The sequence below is a fragment of the Micromonospora sp. NPDC000663 genome (assembly GCF_042898105.1).
Taxonomy (GTDB): domain Bacteria; phylum Actinomycetota; class Actinomycetes; order Mycobacteriales; family Micromonosporaceae; genus Micromonospora.
On record NZ_JBIAYR010000008.1, the window covers coordinates 115,240 to 132,277 of the forward strand.

A 17,038-nucleotide genomic window follows, 5' to 3' on the forward strand; every position below is an offset into this window, starting at 1 on the left:
GCCGCCGGTGGAGGAAAGTTGATCGACATTCGGTTCGGCCCGCAGGTCTGCGGCGATCTGGGCAGCGCGGCGAGCCGGGAATGGCTGGTGCCCGACGGTGTCGGCGGGTACGCCATGGGCACCGTCGCCGGGCTGCGCACCCGTCGCTACCACGGTCTGCTGGTGGTGCCCGGCGAAACCCCGGCGTCCCGCCGGGTGGGACTGGTGAGCCTGGACCCGGCGGTCACCCTGCCGTCCGGCGCAAGGGTGCGGCTCGGCGCGCACGAGTGGTCCTCCGGCGTCGTCGATCCGCGCGGGTTCGAGCTGCTGGAACGCTTCGACCTGGTCGACGGCCTGCCCCGGTGGCGGTGGCGGATCGGCGCCGTGGTGATCGAACGCGAGCTGGCCATGCTGCCGGGTCGGTCCTGCGTGGCGGTGGTGCACCGGCTGATCGCCGGTGGGCCGGTCCGGCTGGAGCTGTCCGCCGCCTGCACCTGGCGGGACGCGCACGGCGAACGGCGCGCCGACGGCCCGACCCCGCAGGTCGAGACGGTGGCCGACGGGGCGGTGGTCGAGGGCGCGTACCGGCTGGCCGGCCCGGGCTGGGCGCCGGAGGGGCAGTGGTGGCTGGGCGTGCACCACCGCGAGGAGGCCGGCCGGGGTCTGCACCCGGACGAGGACCTCTGGTACGCGGGACGCTTCACCGGTGAACTGGAACGCCCCGGCGACACGGTGTCGGTACGCGCCTGGGCGGGTCGGCTCGACGAGGACCCGCCGCCCGCGGAGGACATCGTGGCGACGGCCCGGCGGCGCAACCGGCAGGTGGTGGCGACGGCCCAGCCCGCCGACCCGGTCGATGCCACCCTGGCGCTTGCCGCCGACGCGTTCGTGGTGCGGCCCAGCGGCGGCACGGTCGACGTGGTCGCCGGCTACCCGTGGTTCGGGGCGTGGTCGAGGGACACGATGATCTCGTACGAGGGGTTGTTCCTCTGCACCAACCGCGCCGAGTTGGGAAGGGCTCTGCTGCGGTCGTACGCGGCGACGCTTTCCGAGGGGATGCTGGCCAACACGGCCGACACCGGGCGGGTGGAGTACAACACGGTCGACGGCACGCTGTGGTTCCTGCACGCGGTGAGCCGGCACGTGACGGTCACCGGCGACACCGACCTCGGTGACGAGCTGCTGCCTGCGCTGCGGACTGTCGTCGACGCGCACGTGGCCGGCACCCGCTACGGGATCGCCGTCGACCCGGCCGACGGGCTGCTCGCCCAGGGTGCCCCGGGCACCGCCCTGACCTGGATGGACGCCCGGGTGTACGGGGTGCCTGTCACCCCGCGTACCGGTAAGCCGGTCGAGGTCAACGCACTGTGGATCAACGGGTTGGCCGGGCTCGCGGAGCTGACCGAGCTGGCCGGGCAGGACGCGGCCGAGCTGTGGCGGCGGCACGGGCAGGCGGTGGCCTCGTTCCGGGACCGTTTCCCCGCCCCGACCGGCTGGCTGCACGACGTGCTGGACGCGCCCGCGCCGGCGTACCCGCTGGGTGGCGCCGCCCTGCACGACGACGACGCGCTGCGCCCGAACCAGCTGCTGGCGTGGTCGTTGCCGTTCGCGCCGCTGGAGCCCGACGAGCAGACGCTGCGGCGGGTGGCGGCGGGGCTGCTCACCCCGCTCGGGCCGCGCAGTCTCGCCCCGGATTCGCCCGAGTTCGTGGGCCGGCACCAGGGCGGTCCCGCCGAGCGGGACGGCGGTTACCACCAGGGCACGGTGTGGCCATGGCTGCTCGGCCCGTACGTGGACGCGTGCCGCCGGAGCAAGATGTCGGTCGATGACGTGTTCGTCGGCATTGAGTCCCATCTGACCGAATATGGGCTAGGATCGGTAAGCGAGACGGCCGACGGTCTCGCGCCGCACTCCGCGACCGGCTGCCCCTTCCAGGCATGGTCGGTGGCCGAGCTGCTGCGGGTACGCCGAAAGGGCCAGTAGCGCTTTACACGACCGCAACGGCGGTGTCGCCGCTGGTTATCTCGGCGCCGGCAGGATTGGCCCCGATCCAGACGCGACGGCGACACCGACTCCGGTGTCGGTCGGCGCGCGCCCGGGGACAACTCAAAGGGGGCCGCATGTCACCCGAAGCCCACGTGATCGACATCCACCCCGTCCGACGCCTGCGGGTGCTGATGCTGTCCTGGGAGTACCCGCCGGTGCTCGTCGGCGGTCTCGGCCGCCACGTACACGCCCTCTCGGTCGCCCTCGCCGCCGCCGGCCACGAGGTCACAGTCGTCACCCGCCACAGCGACGGCGCACCCCTGGAGGAGTACGCCGACGGCGTCCGCATCCTGCGCGCCCCCGAGGACCCGGTCACCTTCCCCCTGGCCACCAGCTCCCTGCTCGCCTGGACGATGGCCTTCAACCACACCCTCACCCGCACCGCCCTGCGCGCCACCGAAGCCGGCACGTACGACGTCATCCACGCCCACGACTGGCTCGTCGCCCACACCGCCGTCACCCTCGCCGAGCACCTCGACCTGCCCCTGGTCACCACCATCCACGCCACCGAGGCCGGACGGCACCAGGGCTGGCTGCCCGAGGAGATGAACCGCACCATCCACGGCGTCGAACACTGGCTCAGCGGCTCGTCCACCCGCGTGATCACCTGCTCGGGGTACATGCGCGACCAGGTCACCACCCTGTTCGACCTGCCGGCCGCGCTTGTCGACGTGGTGCCCAACGGCGTCGACGACCGCGCCTGGCGGGCACGTCCGCGCGCGGTCGCCTCGGCCCGCGCCCGGTTCGCCGGCAGCGGCCCGCTGGTGGGATACGCCGGGCGGCTGGTCTACGAGAAGGGCGTCCAGCACCTCGTGCACGCGGTGCCCCGGCTGCGCGAGGAGCATCCCGGGCTGCGGGTGGTGATCGCGGGCGACGGCCCGTACCGCGCCGAACTGGAGGCGCAGGCCCGCCGCCTGGCGCTCAGCTCGACGGTCCGCTTCACCGGCTTCCTCGACGCCACCCAGCTGCCCGCCGTGCTCGGCGCCACCGACGCGACGGTGGTGCCCAGCCTCTACGAGCCGTTCGGCATGGTGGCGCTGGAGGCGGCGGCGGCCGGCGCGCCCCTGGCCGTGGCCCGCACGGGCGGCCTCGCCGAGATCGTCGAGCCCGGCGTGACGGGTGTGACGTTCCCGCACAGCGACCCGGACGCGCTCGCCGGTGCGGTCGGTCAGCTCCTCGGCGACGAGATCTTCGCCCGTCGGGTGGCCCGCCGGGCCCGCACCATGGTCGGCCAACGGTACGGCTGGGCCACGATCGCGGCGCGCACCGCCGCCAGCTACGCCGGCGCCCGTCGGGAGCACGGCCCTCTCCAGGCCCGGCGTGCCGCCGCCCGGCTGGCTGGCGGACGTACCCGGATCGCCATTCCGGAGGGCAATCTGCTCGCTGCCGTCGACCACGCCGCCTGCTGAGGTTACGTAAGATGACCTATAGGTGACTTCCGATCCGCTGGTTAGGGTGTAGCCCGGACAGCGGCCGAGGAGGAGCGTGCGCAGGTGCTGATCGCTGGTCGGTACCGGCTGCTCGACCTGGTCGGTCGCGGGGGCATGGGTCGGGTGTGGCGGGCCCGCGACGAGATGCTGCACCGCGAGGTAGCGGTCAAGGAGGTCGTGCCGCCGAGCTGGCTGGCCGACCACGAGCGGGCGGAGCTGCGCTCGCGCACCCTGCGGGAGGCGCGGGCGGCGGCCCGGCTCGTCCACCCCGCCGTGGTGCGGCTGTACGACGTCGTGCCGGTCGAGGACAGCCCCTGGATCGTGATGGAGTACGTCCCGTCGCGCACCCTGCAGGACGTCCTGGACGCCGAGGGGCCGCTGGAGCCGGCCCCGGCGGCCCAGATCGGCCTGGCGCTACTCGGCGCGCTGCACGCCGCGCACACGGCCGGGGTGCTGCACCGCGACATCAAGCCGCAGAACGTGCTCATGGCGCACGACGGTCGGGTGATGCTCACCGACTTCGGGCTGGCCACCTTCGACGGCGGGGACGGCGCGATGACCCGCCCCGGGATGGTGCTCGGCTCCCCGCAGTACGTCGCTCCGGAGCGGGCCGCCGAGGGGGTGTCCACGGTGGCCGCCGACCTGTGGTCGCTCGGGGCCACCCTGCACGCGGCAGTCGAGGGCCGCTCCCCGTACGCCCGCAGCACCGCGATGGCCACCCTGAGCGCGCTTGCCGCCGGACCGCCGGACCCGGCCCCGCACGCCGGGCCGCTCGCACCTGTGCTCGCCGGCCTGTTGAGCCGCGACCCGCGTGAGCGTCTCGACCACGAAGCGGCCCGCCGGCTGCTCACGAGCGCGGCGGGCGGCCACACCGATGCGCCTGTGGCGTCCGACGGGCCCGACCCGCGCGCGGCGTCCGCCCGCGACGAGCCGGCGCCCGACGGCCGGTCCGCCGATGCCGACGAACCGGCCGCCGACCAGGAGGCCACCCTCCCGCTGTCCGAGCCCGACGGGTCCGACATCGACCCGGCAGACCCCGTCTCCCCCGCCGCTCCGGCTCGTCGGCGCGGCGCGCTGATCGCGGTGGCGTTGTTGGTGGCAGCCGCCGCCGGCGTGGGCACGGCGTTGGCCGTCACCGCTGACCAGCCCCGCGACACCGCCGGCCAACCCACGGCGTCGCCGTCGAGCCGTCCCCCGGACGGGCCGGGCGGCCCGGGTCGCGGCCCCGACCGGCCCGGCCCACCGCCGGTGGGGCGGGGGGACGTAGCACCGCCGCCGTTCGAGTGTGTCCGCCCGTACGTGACGGGCGCGCCGGTGCTGGCCGGCGCGCCGCTGCCCGGCGAACGGCTCCGGCCGCCACCCGGCTGGGTCTGGCACGCCGACACCACAGGCTTCCGGGTCTCCGTACCGGCGACCTGGTACTACTCCCGCGACGGCGCGGTCGCCTGCTTCCAGGACCCGGCGACCGGCCGGGCCTTCAGCGTCGCCGCGGGCGACGGCACCGATCCGCTGGTCCGGCTGCGTGCGACACGCGACGCGGCGGCCGGGGCCGGGGCCTTGCCGGGGTACGACGAGATCCGGCTCGCCGTGATCGACGGCGGCGCGGAGTGGGAGTGCCGCTGGTCGGCGCCGTACGGCGCGTGGCTGCACGCCCGGCAACAGGCCGTCACGGCCGGCCGTTGGACGCTGGGTTGGATCACCGACGACAGGGACTGGATCGGGGCCGGCAGAGACTGGACGACAGTCCGAAACAGTTTCCGACCACCCCCCTGACCTGCACCGTGTGGTCATTATCCCGACCACCGTCCGGCGTGGACCGAGACCGGTCAGCGGATGAGAAAACCCGCTTTGGTGGTTATCGTGTAACTCGGGGTGACCGAGGGGGAACGAACCGTGCAGCAGTTGCTGATCGCGGGTCGGTACCGGCTGCTCGACCTGGTCGGCACCGGCGGGATGGGTCGGGTGTGGCTGGCTCGCGACGAGATGCTGCACCGTGACGTCGCGGTGAAGGAGGTCGTGCCGCCGTCCTGGCTGGCCGAGGCCGAGCGTGAGCAGGTGCGGCTGCGGACGCTGCGCGAGGCGCGTACCGCCGCCCGGCTCAACCACCCGAACGTGGTCCGGATCTACGACGTCGTGCACGACCGGGAGAGCCCCTGGATCGTGATGGAGTACGTGCCGTCCCGCTCGGTGCAGCAGATCCTCGGCGCCGAGGGGCCGCTGAGTCCGCACCGTACCGCCCGGATCGGGTTGGCGGTGCTCGCCGCCCTGCGGGCCGCGCACGCCGCCGGGGTGCTGCACCGCGACGTGAAGCCGCACAACGTGCTGGTGGCCGACGACGGGCGGGTGGTACTCACCGACTTCGGGCTGGCCACCTTCGACGGCGGTGACGGGTCGATGACCGGCCCGGGAACTGTGCTCGGCTCACCGCAGTTCGTCGCCCCGGAGCGGGCCCGCGAAGGGGTGTCGGATCCGCGTACCGACCTGTGGTCGCTGGGCGCGACGCTGTACGCGACGGTGGAGGGGCACTCGCCGTACGCCCGGTCGAGCGCGATGGCCACGCTCAGCGCGCTGGCCACCGAACCACCGGATCCGATGCGTCGGGCCGGGCCGCTGCGACCGGTCCTGACCGGTCTGTTGCAGCGTGATCCCTGGCGGCGGTTGACCGCCGCCGAGGCGGAGCCGTTGCTGCGCCGGGCAGCGGCCGACCCGGACGAGCCCGCCGCCGGGACGGCCCCCTCCTCGGCGGTGGCGGCGGTGCGCAGCGCGAGCCGGAACCTGGCCCACACCCCCCTCGGCCCGCTCGGCGGTCCCGCGCCGCCGACCGCCCGACCGAGGGGCCGGCCCGTCGGCCGGCGTCGACTGCTCATCGGCCTGGCGGGCGCGGCAAGCGCGCTGGCCATCGCGGGTGGCGTCACGGCGGTGCTGGCGACCCGGGACACCGAGCGGACACCGCCGTCCGGCTCCGGGGGCGGCGCGGCCACCGCCCGGCCGGCCGCATTCGTCTGTTCGACGCCTCCTCCCCCGACGGCGACTCCTGTGGTGTCGTCGTCGCCGGCCGCCGACGGACGGTACGGGCTGCGTGAGGGCTGGACCTGGCATGACGACCCGACCGGGTTCCGGATCGCCGCGCCCGTGGGCTGGGCGCGCTGGAACGAGGGTGCGGCGACCTGCTTCCGCGAGGCCGACGGGGCCCGGGTGCTCAGCGTCGAGGCGGGACCGCCGCGGGACGACCCGCTGGCGTACTGGAAGGCCGAGGAGGCTCGGCTCACCCGTGGCGACGCGTTGCCGGGCTACCGCAGGGTGGACATCTCGGCGATGGACATCTTCGAGGGCGGGGCCGTGTGGGAGTGCGGCTGGGAGAACGCGGTGGGCGAGCAGGTGCACGGTTTTCGCCTGCTGGCCAACACGTCGGCCGATCGTTCCTACACCGTCTCGTGGTTGACAAAAGAGTTCGACTGGCAGGTCAACGCGGCATACTTGCCGATGATCCGGCAGAGCTTCACCCCCGCTCTCTGACATGGTCCTTTGTGGACCGTCCGGGTGATGCCCCTGCGGCGCCGACGCTGACTACAGTGGCGTAGTTTTGGCGCTCAAGATCCCTGGGGAGGGTGAGCCGAGATGATGGGACCGTCGCATGCGCTGTCCGGCGCGGCGGTGTGGCTGGCCGGGTCCTGGGCACTGGACCACTTCGCCGACTACCACCAGTCACCGCTCGCGTTGGCGGTGGGCACCGCGGTCTGCGCGGGTGGCGCCCTCTTTCCCGACCTCGACATGTCGGGCAAGGTGACGAGGAACCAGGGCGGGGCCACCGTGGCCCGTACCTTCGGGGTCTTCTCGCTCTTCGCCGCCGAGGTGATGGAGAAGATCTCCCTCGGGGTCTACTACGCCACGAAACTCAGCAAGGATCCACGCCGCAACAACGGCCACCGGACGCTCACCCACACGCTCCCGTTCACGGTCCTCGTCGGATGGGGCACCACGGCGCTGTGCGCCGCGTACGGCAAGTGGGCGGTGATCACCATCCTGTTCTTCATGTTCGGCCTGGCCCTGCGCGGGTTGTTCGACGAGTGGGCCGAGCGGGCCGGCTGGGTGATCATCACTCTCGCGTCGGCGGGGGCGGCCTGGTTCACCTTCGCGAACCTCCCGGGCGGGCGCGGCTATCCCCTGATCGGCACGGCCCTGGGGGTGGGCTGTTTCGTGCACATCCTCGGCGACATGATCACCCGAGCGGGTGTGCCGATCCTGTGGCCCATCCCGATCAAGCGGCGCATGTGGACGATGATCGGCCTGCCGAACAGCATCGCCCTGCGTACCGGCAGCAAGGCCGAGGTGGTCGTGCTGCGTGCCGTGCTGACCGTCGTGGCGGTGCTCGCCACCACCGGCCTGATCGCGCCCTCGGTGCTGCAACGGTTCAACATCGAGATATGACCGGACCGGCGGAGCAGTCCCCGCCCGAGGCCGACCGGCAGGTGCCTGACATCTGGCGGGCGCTGGGGCTGCCGGGGCTCGCCGACGTGCACGTGCACTTCCTGCCGCCGCGCCTGCTGCGCCGGGTGTGGGCGTACTTCGACGCGGCCGGTCCCCTGGTCGGCACCGAGTGGCCGATCCGCTACAGGTGGAGCGACGCCGAGCGGGTCGCGCACCTGCGCCGGCTCGGCGTGCGGGCGTTCAGCGCCCTGGCGTACGCGCACCGGCCGGGCATGGCGGCGGACCTCAACCGATGGACGCTGGAGTTCGCCCGGGACACCCCGGGCTGCCTGGCCTCGGCCACGTTCTTCCCCGAGCCGGACGCCGTCGGGTACGTCGAGGCGGCCCTCGCCGAGGGCGCCCGACTGTTCAAGGTCCACCTTCAGGTGGGTGGGTTCGCGCCGACGGATCCGCTGTTGGATCCGGTCTGGGGGTTGCTTGCCGACGCGGCGGTGCCGGTGGTGGTGCACGCCGGGCACGCCCCGGTGGGGACCACGCACACCGGGCCGGACCCGTTCGCCGCCCTGCTCGCCCGTCACCCCCGACTGAGCGCCGTGGTGGCCCACCTCGGGGCCCCCGACTACCGGGCGTTCCTCGACCTGGCGGAGGCGTACGAGCGGGTCCGGTTGGACACGACCATGGCGTTCACCCCGTTCTTCGACCGGTTCGTTCCGTTCCCCGCCGACGAGCTGCCCCGGCTACGCGAGCTGGGTCTGGCCGGCAAGGTGCTGTTGGGCAGCGACTTCCCCAACATCCCCTACCCGTACGCCGACCAACTGGCCGGGCTGGTCCGGCTGGACCTCGGCGACGACTGGCTGCGGGCGGTCTGCTGGGACAGCGCCGCGGCCCTGTTCGACCTGCGCTGACGACGCGTCACCAGGCCGCGCCCCCGGGATCGCGCCCCGATCCTGTCCGGGCCGCCCGGCGCGAGCGTTACGACTTCTTTTCGACATCGGCTATTGACGTCCCCGTAACGGGTGGCCTAGCGTCCTGTCGAACCGCTTCGTCGAAACGCTTCGACGCAGGTTCGGTAGCGATCCCACGCCTGGCCGGAGGAGGTGCGCGTGGCCACCATGCACGACGTCGCCCGCCTCGCCCGGGTCTCGGTCAGCACCGTGTCGTACGTGCTCACCGGCGCCCGCCCGATCTCCCAGGCCACCCGGGACAAGGTGCTCGCCGCCATGGAGGAGCTGCACTACCAGCCCAACGCGATGGCCCGCGGCCTGGCCAGCCGGCGCAGCCGGATCCTGGGCCTGCTGATGCCGATGGACGAGCGTGGCCTGGGCGCCACCGAGACGGCCTTCGTCACCGGCGCCGCCGCCGCGGCCAGCGCCGCCGGCTACCACCTGGTGCTCTCCCCGGTCGGCGGCGGTGACCTCGACGACCTGCGTCGGCTCGCCACCCAGCGGATGCTCGACGGCGTCGTGCTGATGGAGGTGCAGCTCGCCGACGAGCGGGTCACCGTGCTCCAGGAGGCGGACGTGCCGCTGGTCCTGATCGGGCGCACCGGCGACACCAGCGGTCTCTCCTACGTCGACATCGACTTCGAGCAGACCGTGCGGGAGGCCGTCGGGCACCTGGTCGGCCTGGGGCACCGACGGATCGTCTACGTCAACCACTCCGCCGCCACGCTGGCCACCGGCTACGGCCCCGCGCTGCGCACCCGGGACGCCTTCGTCTCGGCGATGACCGACCACGGCCTGGAGCCGGTGATGATCGCCGCCGAGGACAGCGCCGCGGGCGGGCGGGCCGCCCTGGCCGCCGCGTTCGCGCAGGCCCCGGAGCTGACCGCCGTACTGGCCATGAACGAGACCGCGATCTTCGGCATCCTCGGCGAGCTGACCGGCCGGGGACTGTCGGTGCCCGACGACGTCTCGGTCGTCTCGATGGTCACCTCACCGCAGGTCGCCGAACTGGCCACCCCGGCGCTGACCGCGATGACGTCACCCGGGTCGGCGCTGGGCCGGATCGCGATCGAGGCGCTGCTGCGCCACCTGGACGGCCCCGGCGGCACCGCGCGCCATCAGCAACTGCTGCCGTGCGCGCTGGAGATCCGGGGCTCGACCGCCGCACCACGGAGCCGCCAGCTCATGGGCGCCGACAAGTGAAAACAGCCCGCCGCCGCGCTGCAACGCGACGACGGGCCTCATCGAGGTACCGCTAGATACTCAACGAGGAGGATAGCAATGCAGCGATTCCGCCGGATCGTCGCCGCGATCGCCCTGGCGGCGACCGCGACGACCGCCGTGGCCGCGTGCGGCGGTGGTGACAGCGAGGACGACAGCGGGGCGAAGACCCTCAAGCTCTGGCACTACGAGAGCGAGAACAGCGCCATGGGGGTCGGCTGGGACCGGGCCATCGAGATCTTCAAGGCCGAGCACCCGGGCGTCGAGGTGCGCTTCGAGCGCAAGGCGTTCGAGCAGATCCAGCAGAACGCCGGCATGATCATCAACTCGTCCGAGGGCCCGGACATCATGGAGTACAACAAGGGCAACGCCACCGCCGGCCTGCTGTCCTCCCAGGGCCTGCTCACCGACCTGAGCGCCGAGGCCGACAAGCGCGGCTGGGCCGGCAAGCTCAGCCCCAGCCTGCAGACCACCGCCCGGTACAGCGACAAGGGCGTGATGGGATCGGGCAACTGGTTCGGTGTGCCGAACTACGGCGAGTACGTCACTGTCTACTACAACAAGGACCTGTTCCAGCGCAACGGCGTCAAGGTGCCGACCACCATGGCGGAGATGACCGCCGCGATGGACACGTTCGTCGGCAAGGGCATCACCCCGCTGGGCATGGCCGGCGCCGAGTACCCGGCCGGGCAGCTCTTCTACCAGCTGGCCCTGTCCAAGGCCGACAGGCAGTTCGTCGACAACTACCAGCTCTACAAGAACCCCGTCGACTTCAAGGCCGACCCGCTCAAGTACGGCGCGGACACCTTCGCCGACTGGGTGCGCAAGGGCTACGTCGCCAAGGACTCGGCGAGCCTCAAGGCCGAGGACATGGGCACCGCGTTCATCGCCGGCAAGACGCCGATGATCGTCTCGGGCAGCTGGTGGTACGGCCGGTTCAAGACCGAGATGAAGGCCAACTGGGACACGTTCCTCTTCCCGGGCAACACCCTGCACGCCGGCTCCTCCGGCAACCTCTGGGTGGTCCCGACGAACAGCAAGGCCAAGAGCCTGGCGTACGACTTCATCGACATCACCCTGCGTCCGGAGATCCAGGACCTGATCGGCAACAACGGTGGTGTCCCGGTCGCCGGTGACCCCGCGAAGATCAGCGACCCGAAGGACCGCAAGCTGATCGAGGACTTCAACACGGTCAGCAAGCAGGACGGCCTCGCCTTCTACCCGGACTGGCCGGTGCCGGGCTACTACGACGTGCTGGTCGGCGGTTTCCAGGGCCTGATCAACGGGTCCAAGGCCCCGGACCAGGTACTCGACACGATCGCCAAGCCGTACGCCGATGGCGTCAAGGAGATCACCGGCAAGTGACACGGCGAGCGGCGGGCGCGACAGGTACGACCGGCGCGCCCGCCCGCCCCGCCGGGAAGGATCTTCCATGGCAGTCTCCGAGACCGTCGCCGCCACACAGCCGTCGGCGACTTCCACCCCGCCCCCGCCCCGCCGCAGACCTCGCGGCCGCGACGCGGCGTACTGGCTCTACCTGCTCCCCGGAGCGGTGCTGTTCATCCTGGTCATCGGCGCGCCGCTGGTCGGCACCGGCTACCTGTCGCTGACCAAGTGGTCGGGGATCGGCGACCCGACGTTCGTGGGCCTGGACAACTACCAGCAGCTGCTGCACGACGAGGTGTTCTGGGCGTCGTTCCGCAACACCGTCTGGATGATCATCGCGATGGTCGTGGTCCCAACGGCGCTCGGGCTGCTGCTCGCCGCCGTGCTCTTCGACGTCATCGGACGCCGCTTCAAGCCCCGCACGGCCGCCGCGCTGCGGGCCGCGTTCTACCTCCCGCAGGTGCTGCCCGTCGTGGTGGCCGGCATCGTCTGGGGCTGGATCCTGCGCCCCGACGGCGCGTTCAACAGCCTGCTCGACGCGGTCGGCCTGGGCGCGCTGCGTCACGACTGGCTCGGCGATCCGGGCACCGCGCTGCCGGCCGTGATGGCCGTGATGATCTGGGTGCAGATCGGCTACCCCGTTGTCGTCTTCATGGCGGCGCTGCAACGGGTCGACCCCGAGCTGTACGAGGCGGCCGAGGTCGACGGCGCGAACTGGCTGCACCGGTTCCGGGCCATCACCCTGCCGCAGATCCGGCCGGAGACCTTCGTGGTGGCCCTGACCTGCACCATCGCCGCGCTGAAGGTGTTCGGGCCGATCTTCGCCCTGACCCGGGGCGGCCCGGAGAACGCCACGAACGTGCCGTCGTACTTCGCCTACTACACGTTCTTCAAGAAGCTCCAGGTCGGCTACGGTTCCGCGATCTCCACGGTGCTCACGGTGATCATCGTGCTGGTGGCAGTGCTCTTCATCTGGATGCAGGCCCGCAGCGAGCGCCGCGACCGGGGGTTCTGAGATGGCGGTCATGATCACCGAAACGCCCGCGTCGGCCGGCCGGCCGGTCCGCGACCGGCACCACCGCGGCGCGAGCCGCTGGGTGGTGCTCGCCCTGGTCACCGTCGGCGCGCTCGTCATGCTCGTGCCGTTCGCGTTCATGCTGCTCAACGCGTTCAAGTCACCCGGCGACTACTCCTCGGGCGGGCCACTGAGCTGGCCTGGCGAGTTCTACACCAAGGGTCTGCGCACGTACTGGACCACTGTGAACTTCCCGCTCAAGCTCTGGAACTCCACGCTCATCGCCGGGTCCGTGGCGGTCCTCGGCGTGGCCGTCTCCCTGCTCAACGCGTACGCGCTGGGCATCGGCCGGGTCCGTGGACGGCTCTGGATCGTCGGGCTGTTCCTGCTGGCCAACATGCTGCCGCAGGAGGCGCTGATCTACCCGCTGTACTACGGGGCGAAGGAGATCGGCCTCTACAACACCCAACTCTCGGTGATCATCATCTTCACCGTGATCCAGAGCGCGTTCGGCACGTACCTGCTGGCCTCGGTCATGGGGACGTTCCCGCGCTCGCTGCTGGAGGCGGCCGCGCTCGACGGCGCCGGCAAGTGGACCGTGCTGTGGCGGGTGGTCTTCCCCAACCTGCGACCCACCCTCGCCGTACTGCTCATCTTCTTCTTCATCTGGACCTGGAACGAGTTCCTCATCCCGCTGGTCATGCTCATCGACAACCAGACGCAGACCATCCCGGTCGCGCTCGCGTCGTTGCAGGGTGACCGCCTGATGGACGCTCCGACCACGAACGCCGGCTCGCTGATCAGCCTGGTGCCGGCCATCCTCTTCTTCCTCATCTTCCAGCGCACCCTCGCGCGCGGCATCACGGCAGGAGCCGAGAAGTGAAGTTCACCGACGGGTACTGGCAACTGCGCCCCGGTGTCAGTGTCCTGCGACCCGGCACCGTCGAGTCGGTCGAGCCGGACGACCGCGGATTCACAGTCTTCGCGCCGGCCGGTCGGATCACCGGACGCGGCGACACCCTCAACCGGCCCGTCGTCACCGTCCGGTTCTTCACCCCCGCCCCCGGCGTCGTCGGAGTCACCATCGCCCACCACACCGGCGGGCTGCCCCGCGAGCCGCACTTCGGGTTGACCACCGACGACGCGCACCCGGTCACCGTCGACGTCACGGGCCTCAGCGCGACACTGACCACAGCTGACCTCACCGCACGCGTCGCGCTCATCGACGGCTGGCGGGTCGAGTTCCTGCACGGCGACCGGCTCATCACCGCGTCCACCGGGCGCAGCATCGGCGTCGTCACCGACGCCGAGGGCCGCCGGCACGTCCACGAGCGGCTCGCGCTGGGCGTCGGCGAGACGGTGTACGGGCTGGGCGAGCGCTTCGGCCCGTTCGTCAAGAACGGCCAGACCGTCGACATCTGGAACGCCGACGGCGGCACGGCCAGCGAGCAGGCGTACAAGAACGTGCCGTTCTACCTCAGCAGCGCCGGTTACGGGGTGTTCGTCGACCACCCGGAGCACGTGTCGTTCGAGGTCGGCTCGGAAGTCGTCGCCCAGACCCAGTTCAGCGTCGAGGGGCAGACCCTCACCTACTACGTCATCGACGGGCCCACCCCGAAGGACGTGCTGCGCCGCTACACGGCGCTGACCGGCCGCCCCGCCCGGGTGCCCGCCTGGTCGTACGGGCTGTGGCTGTCCACGTCGTTCACCACCTCGTACGACGAGAAGACGGTTACCGAGTTCGTCGACGGGATGGCCGAGCGAGGGCTGCCGCTGTCGGTGTTCCACTTCGACTGCTTCTGGATGCGCCAGTTCCACTGGGTCGACTTCGTCTGGGACCCGGCGACCTTCCCCGACCCGGAGGGGATGCTGCGCCGGCTGCACGAGCGCGACCTGAAGGTGTGCGTCTGGATCAACCCGTACATCGCCCAGCGCTCCTACCTGTTCGAGGAGGGCCGCGAGGCCGGCTACCTGGTCCGCAACCCGGACGGTTCGGTCTGGCAGTGGGACAAGTGGCAGGCCGGCATGGCGCTCGTCGACTTCACCAACCCGGACGCCGTGCGCTGGTTCACCGGCAAGCTCAAGGCGCTGCTGGACATGGGCGTCGACTGCTTCAAGACCGACTTCGGCGAGCGCATCCCGACCGACGTGGTCTGGCACGACGGCTCGGACCCGCAGCGGATGCACAACTACTACTCGTACCTCTACAACAAGGCGGTCTTCGAGCTGCTGGAGTCCGAGCGGGGAGAGGGCGAGGCGGTGCTGTTCGCCCGCTCGGCCACCGCCGGCGGGCAGCAGTTCCCGGTGCACTGGGGCGGCGACTGCGAGTCGACGTTCGTCGCCATGGCCGAGTCGCTGCGCGGCGGACTGTCCCTGGCCGCGTCCGGTTTCGGCTACTGGAGCCACGACATCGGCGGTTTCGAGGGCACCCCCGACCCGGCCGTATTCAAGCGGTGGGTCGCGTTCGGGCTCCTCTCCTCGCACTCGCGGCTGCACGGCTCCGGCTCGTACCGGGTGCCGTGGGAGTTCGACGACGAGGCCGTGGACGTGCTGCGGCACTTCACGCAGCTCAAGCTCAGCCTGATGCCGTACCTCGCGGCCGCCGCCCAGGAGGCGCAGCGCGACGGTACGCCGATGATGCGCCCGATGATCGTGGAGTTCCCGGACGACCCGGCCACCGCGTACCTGGACCGGCAGTACATGCTCGGCTCCGACGTGCTTGTCGCGCCGGTGCTCAGCGCCGACGGGGAGGTCACCTACTACGTGCCCGCCGGCACGTGGACGCACCTGCTCACCGGCGCGCAGGTAACCGGGCCGGCGTGGGTGACCGAGAAGCACGGGTACGACAGCCTGCCGGTGCTCGCCCGCCCCGGCGCGGTCATCCCGTTCGGCTCCCGCACCGACCGACCGGACTACGAGTGGGCGGACGACGTGCGGCTGCGGCTCTACGCACCGGCGCGAGGGCAGCGGACCCGGGTGCGGGTACCGTCTCCCGGGCACGGTCCGGGCGCCGAGTTCGAGGTGCGCTACGACGGTGTGGCGGCCAGCGCCGAACTGGTCACCGGCGCCTCGACGGGCTACATCTGCGAGATCCAGGGGACAGAACGATGACGCAACACCACTTCCCGGAGAGCTTCCTGTGGGGGTCGGCGACCGCCGCGTACCAGATCGAGGGCGCCGCGACCGAGGACGGCCGCGGACCGTCCATCTGGGACACGTACAGCCACACACCCGGGCGGACGCTCAACGGTGACACCGGTGACGTGGCCGCCGACCACTACCACCTGTGGCAGCAGGACCTGGACCACATCGCCGAGCTGGGGCTGGGCGCGTACCGGTTCTCCGTCTCCTGGCCCCGGGTCCAGCCGGGCGGGTCGGGCCGGTTCAACCAGGCAGGCATCGACTTCTACTCCCGCCTCGTGGACGGTCTGCTGGAGCGGGGCGTCCGCCCGGTGGCCACCATGTACCACTGGGACCTGCCGCAGGAGCTGGAGGACGCCGGCGGCTGGGCGGTACGGGACACGGCGCTGCGCTTCCAGGAGTACGCGGCAGGCATCGTGGGCGCGCTGGGCGACCGGGTGCACACCTGGACCACGCTCAACGAGCCGTGGTGCTCCGCGTACCTGGGCTACGCCTCCGGCGTACACGCGCCGGGCCGGACCGAACCGGCGGCGGCGCTGGCCGCGGTGCACCACCTCAACCTCGCCCACGGCCTGGCCGGACGGGTGGTTCGGGAGGTGGCCCCCGCCGCCGAGCTGTCGGTGACGCTGAACCTGCACGTCATCCGGCCGGCCTCGGACTCCGAGGCGGACCGCGATGCGGTACGGCGGATCGACGCCCTGGCCAACCGGGCGTTCCTCGGCCCGATGCTGGACGGGGAGTACCCGGCCGACCTGCTCGCCGACACCGCGCCGGTCACCGACTGGTCGTTCGTCCGCGAGGGCGACGAGAAGCTGATCGCGGTGCCGCTGGACGTGCTCGGAGTGAACTACTACTCCAGCACGCTCGTCCGGGCCTGGGACGGGGTGTCGGCGCGTTCCGACGCGGACGGGCACGGCGCCTCCACCTCGACGCCCTGGGTCGCCGCCGAGCACGTCGACTTCCTGCCGCAGCCCGGCCCGTACACGGCCATGGGGTGGAACATCGACCCGCCGGCCCTGACCGAGCTGCTGCTGCGTCTGCACCGGGAGTACCCGAGCCAGCCGATGATGATCACCGAGAACGGCGCGGCCTTCGACGACGTGGTGTCGGCCGACGGCCGGATCCACGACGACCGGCGCATCGACTACCTGCGCCGGCACATCGGCGCGATGGCCGACGCCCGGGCGCAGGGCGCGGACGTCCGTGGCTACTTCGTCTGGTCGCTGCTGGACAACTTCGAGTGGGGCTACGGCTACGACCGCCGCTTCGGGATCATCCGCGTCGACTACGACACCCAGGTCCGCACCTGGAAGGACAGCGCCCACTGGTACCAGCACCTGGCCACCACCGGCGAGCTGGCCTGACCAGAGAAACCCGCCCCCACCCACGCGCCGATCTTGCACTTCCTGCCGGGGCATAACGTGCATTGCACACATAAGAGCGACAGA

Annotated in this window: 12 protein-coding genes; all 12 read left to right on the top strand. The window is 71.8% G+C overall.

Going from position 1 to position 17,038, the window contains the following annotated elements; genetic code table 11:
• Positions 1-18 precede the first annotated feature (18 nt).
• The 12 genes from ACFY1S_RS23780 (at position 19) to ACFY1S_RS23835 (ending at position 16,954) form a co-directional block, all read left to right on the top strand.
• Positions 19-1,962, top strand: coding sequence for an amylo-alpha-1,6-glucosidase (locus tag ACFY1S_RS23780; protein ID WP_387121936.1), 1,944 nt, complete (start codon positions 19-21; stop codon positions 1,960-1,962).
• A 137-nt stretch (positions 1,963-2,099) separates the two neighbouring features.
• Entirely contained in the window at positions 2,100-3,434 is a 1,335-nt protein-coding gene (locus ACFY1S_RS23785; protein WP_387121939.1) for a glycosyltransferase family 4 protein, read from the top strand.
• An 84-nt stretch (positions 3,435-3,518) separates the two neighbouring features.
• Complete coding sequence (locus ACFY1S_RS23790; protein ID WP_387121942.1) at positions 3,519-5,228, top strand: protein kinase; 1,710 nt, start codon at positions 3,519-3,521, stop codon at positions 5,226-5,228.
• Positions 5,229-5,327: 99 nt separating this feature from the next.
• Positions 5,328-6,971: a serine/threonine-protein kinase gene (locus ACFY1S_RS23795; RefSeq protein WP_387121945.1), complete on the top strand. Its 1,644-nt coding sequence runs from the start codon at positions 5,328-5,330 to the stop codon at positions 6,969-6,971.
• Between the two features lie 102 nt (positions 6,972-7,073).
• Positions 7,074-7,883 carry a metal-dependent hydrolase gene (locus tag ACFY1S_RS23800; RefSeq protein ID WP_387121947.1) on the top strand — a complete coding sequence of 270 codons (810 nt, stop codon included), beginning with the start codon at positions 7,074-7,076 and terminating at the stop codon, positions 7,881-7,883.
• Positions 7,880-8,788 (top strand): amidohydrolase family protein, encoded by a 909-nt coding sequence (locus ACFY1S_RS23805; RefSeq protein WP_387121950.1) that lies wholly within the window; start codon positions 7,880-7,882, stop codon positions 8,786-8,788. Before ACFY1S_RS23800 ends, ACFY1S_RS23805 begins: the two co-directional genes overlap by 4 nt.
• 207 nt (positions 8,789-8,995) lie before the next feature.
• The gene (locus tag ACFY1S_RS23810) at positions 8,996-10,030 is read left to right on the top strand and encodes a LacI family DNA-binding transcriptional regulator (protein WP_387122134.1); all 1,035 of its coding nucleotides are present in this window, start codon (positions 8,996-8,998) and stop codon (positions 10,028-10,030) included.
• Positions 10,031-10,108: 78 nt separating this feature from the next.
• Positions 10,109-11,413 carry an ABC transporter substrate-binding protein gene (locus ACFY1S_RS23815; protein ID WP_387121953.1) on the top strand — a complete coding sequence of 435 codons (1,305 nt, stop codon included), beginning with the start codon at positions 10,109-10,111 and terminating at the stop codon, positions 11,411-11,413.
• Positions 11,414-11,480: 67 nt separating this feature from the next.
• The gene (locus ACFY1S_RS23820) at positions 11,481-12,449 is read left to right on the top strand and encodes a carbohydrate ABC transporter permease (RefSeq protein WP_387121956.1); all 969 of its coding nucleotides are present in this window, start codon (positions 11,481-11,483) and stop codon (positions 12,447-12,449) included.
• A 10-nt stretch (positions 12,450-12,459) separates the two neighbouring features.
• Positions 12,460-13,332, top strand: a complete 873-nt coding sequence (locus tag ACFY1S_RS23825; RefSeq protein ID WP_387121959.1) for a carbohydrate ABC transporter permease — start codon at positions 12,460-12,462, stop codon at positions 13,330-13,332.
• Positions 13,329-15,560 carry an alpha-xylosidase gene (gene yicI / locus ACFY1S_RS23830; protein ID WP_387121963.1) on the top strand — a complete coding sequence of 744 codons (2,232 nt, stop codon included), beginning with the start codon at positions 13,329-13,331 and terminating at the stop codon, positions 15,558-15,560. The genes ACFY1S_RS23825 and yicI overlap by 4 nt, the downstream gene beginning before the upstream one ends.
• Positions 15,557-16,954 (top strand): GH1 family beta-glucosidase, encoded by a 1,398-nt coding sequence (locus ACFY1S_RS23835; protein ID WP_387121966.1) that lies wholly within the window; start codon positions 15,557-15,559, stop codon positions 16,952-16,954. The genes yicI and ACFY1S_RS23835 overlap by 4 nt, the downstream gene beginning before the upstream one ends.
• The last annotated feature ends 84 nt before the right edge of the window (positions 16,955-17,038 follow it).

Bases quoted from the DNA above. Each gene is read 5' to 3' on its own strand.
- ACFY1S_RS23785 (WP_387121939.1), top strand. From the start codon at position 2,100: ATGTCACCCGAAGCCCACGTGATCGACATCCACCCCGTCCGACGCCTG.
- ACFY1S_RS23800 (WP_387121947.1), top strand. From the start codon at position 7,074: ATGATGGGACCGTCGCATGCGCTGTCCGGCGCGGCGGTGTGGCTGGCC.
- ACFY1S_RS23805 (WP_387121950.1), top strand. From the start codon at position 7,880: ATGACCGGACCGGCGGAGCAGTCCCCGCCCGAGGCCGACCGGCAGGTG.
- ACFY1S_RS23810 (WP_387122134.1), top strand. From the start codon at position 8,996: ATGCACGACGTCGCCCGCCTCGCCCGGGTCTCGGTCAGCACCGTGTCG.
- ACFY1S_RS23815 (WP_387121953.1), top strand. From the start codon at position 10,109: ATGCAGCGATTCCGCCGGATCGTCGCCGCGATCGCCCTGGCGGCGACC.
- ACFY1S_RS23820 (WP_387121956.1), top strand. From the start codon at position 11,481: ATGGCAGTCTCCGAGACCGTCGCCGCCACACAGCCGTCGGCGACTTCC.
- ACFY1S_RS23825 (WP_387121959.1), top strand. From the start codon at position 12,460: ATGATCACCGAAACGCCCGCGTCGGCCGGCCGGCCGGTCCGCGACCGG.
- ACFY1S_RS23835 (WP_387121966.1), top strand. From the start codon at position 15,557: ATGACGCAACACCACTTCCCGGAGAGCTTCCTGTGGGGGTCGGCGACC.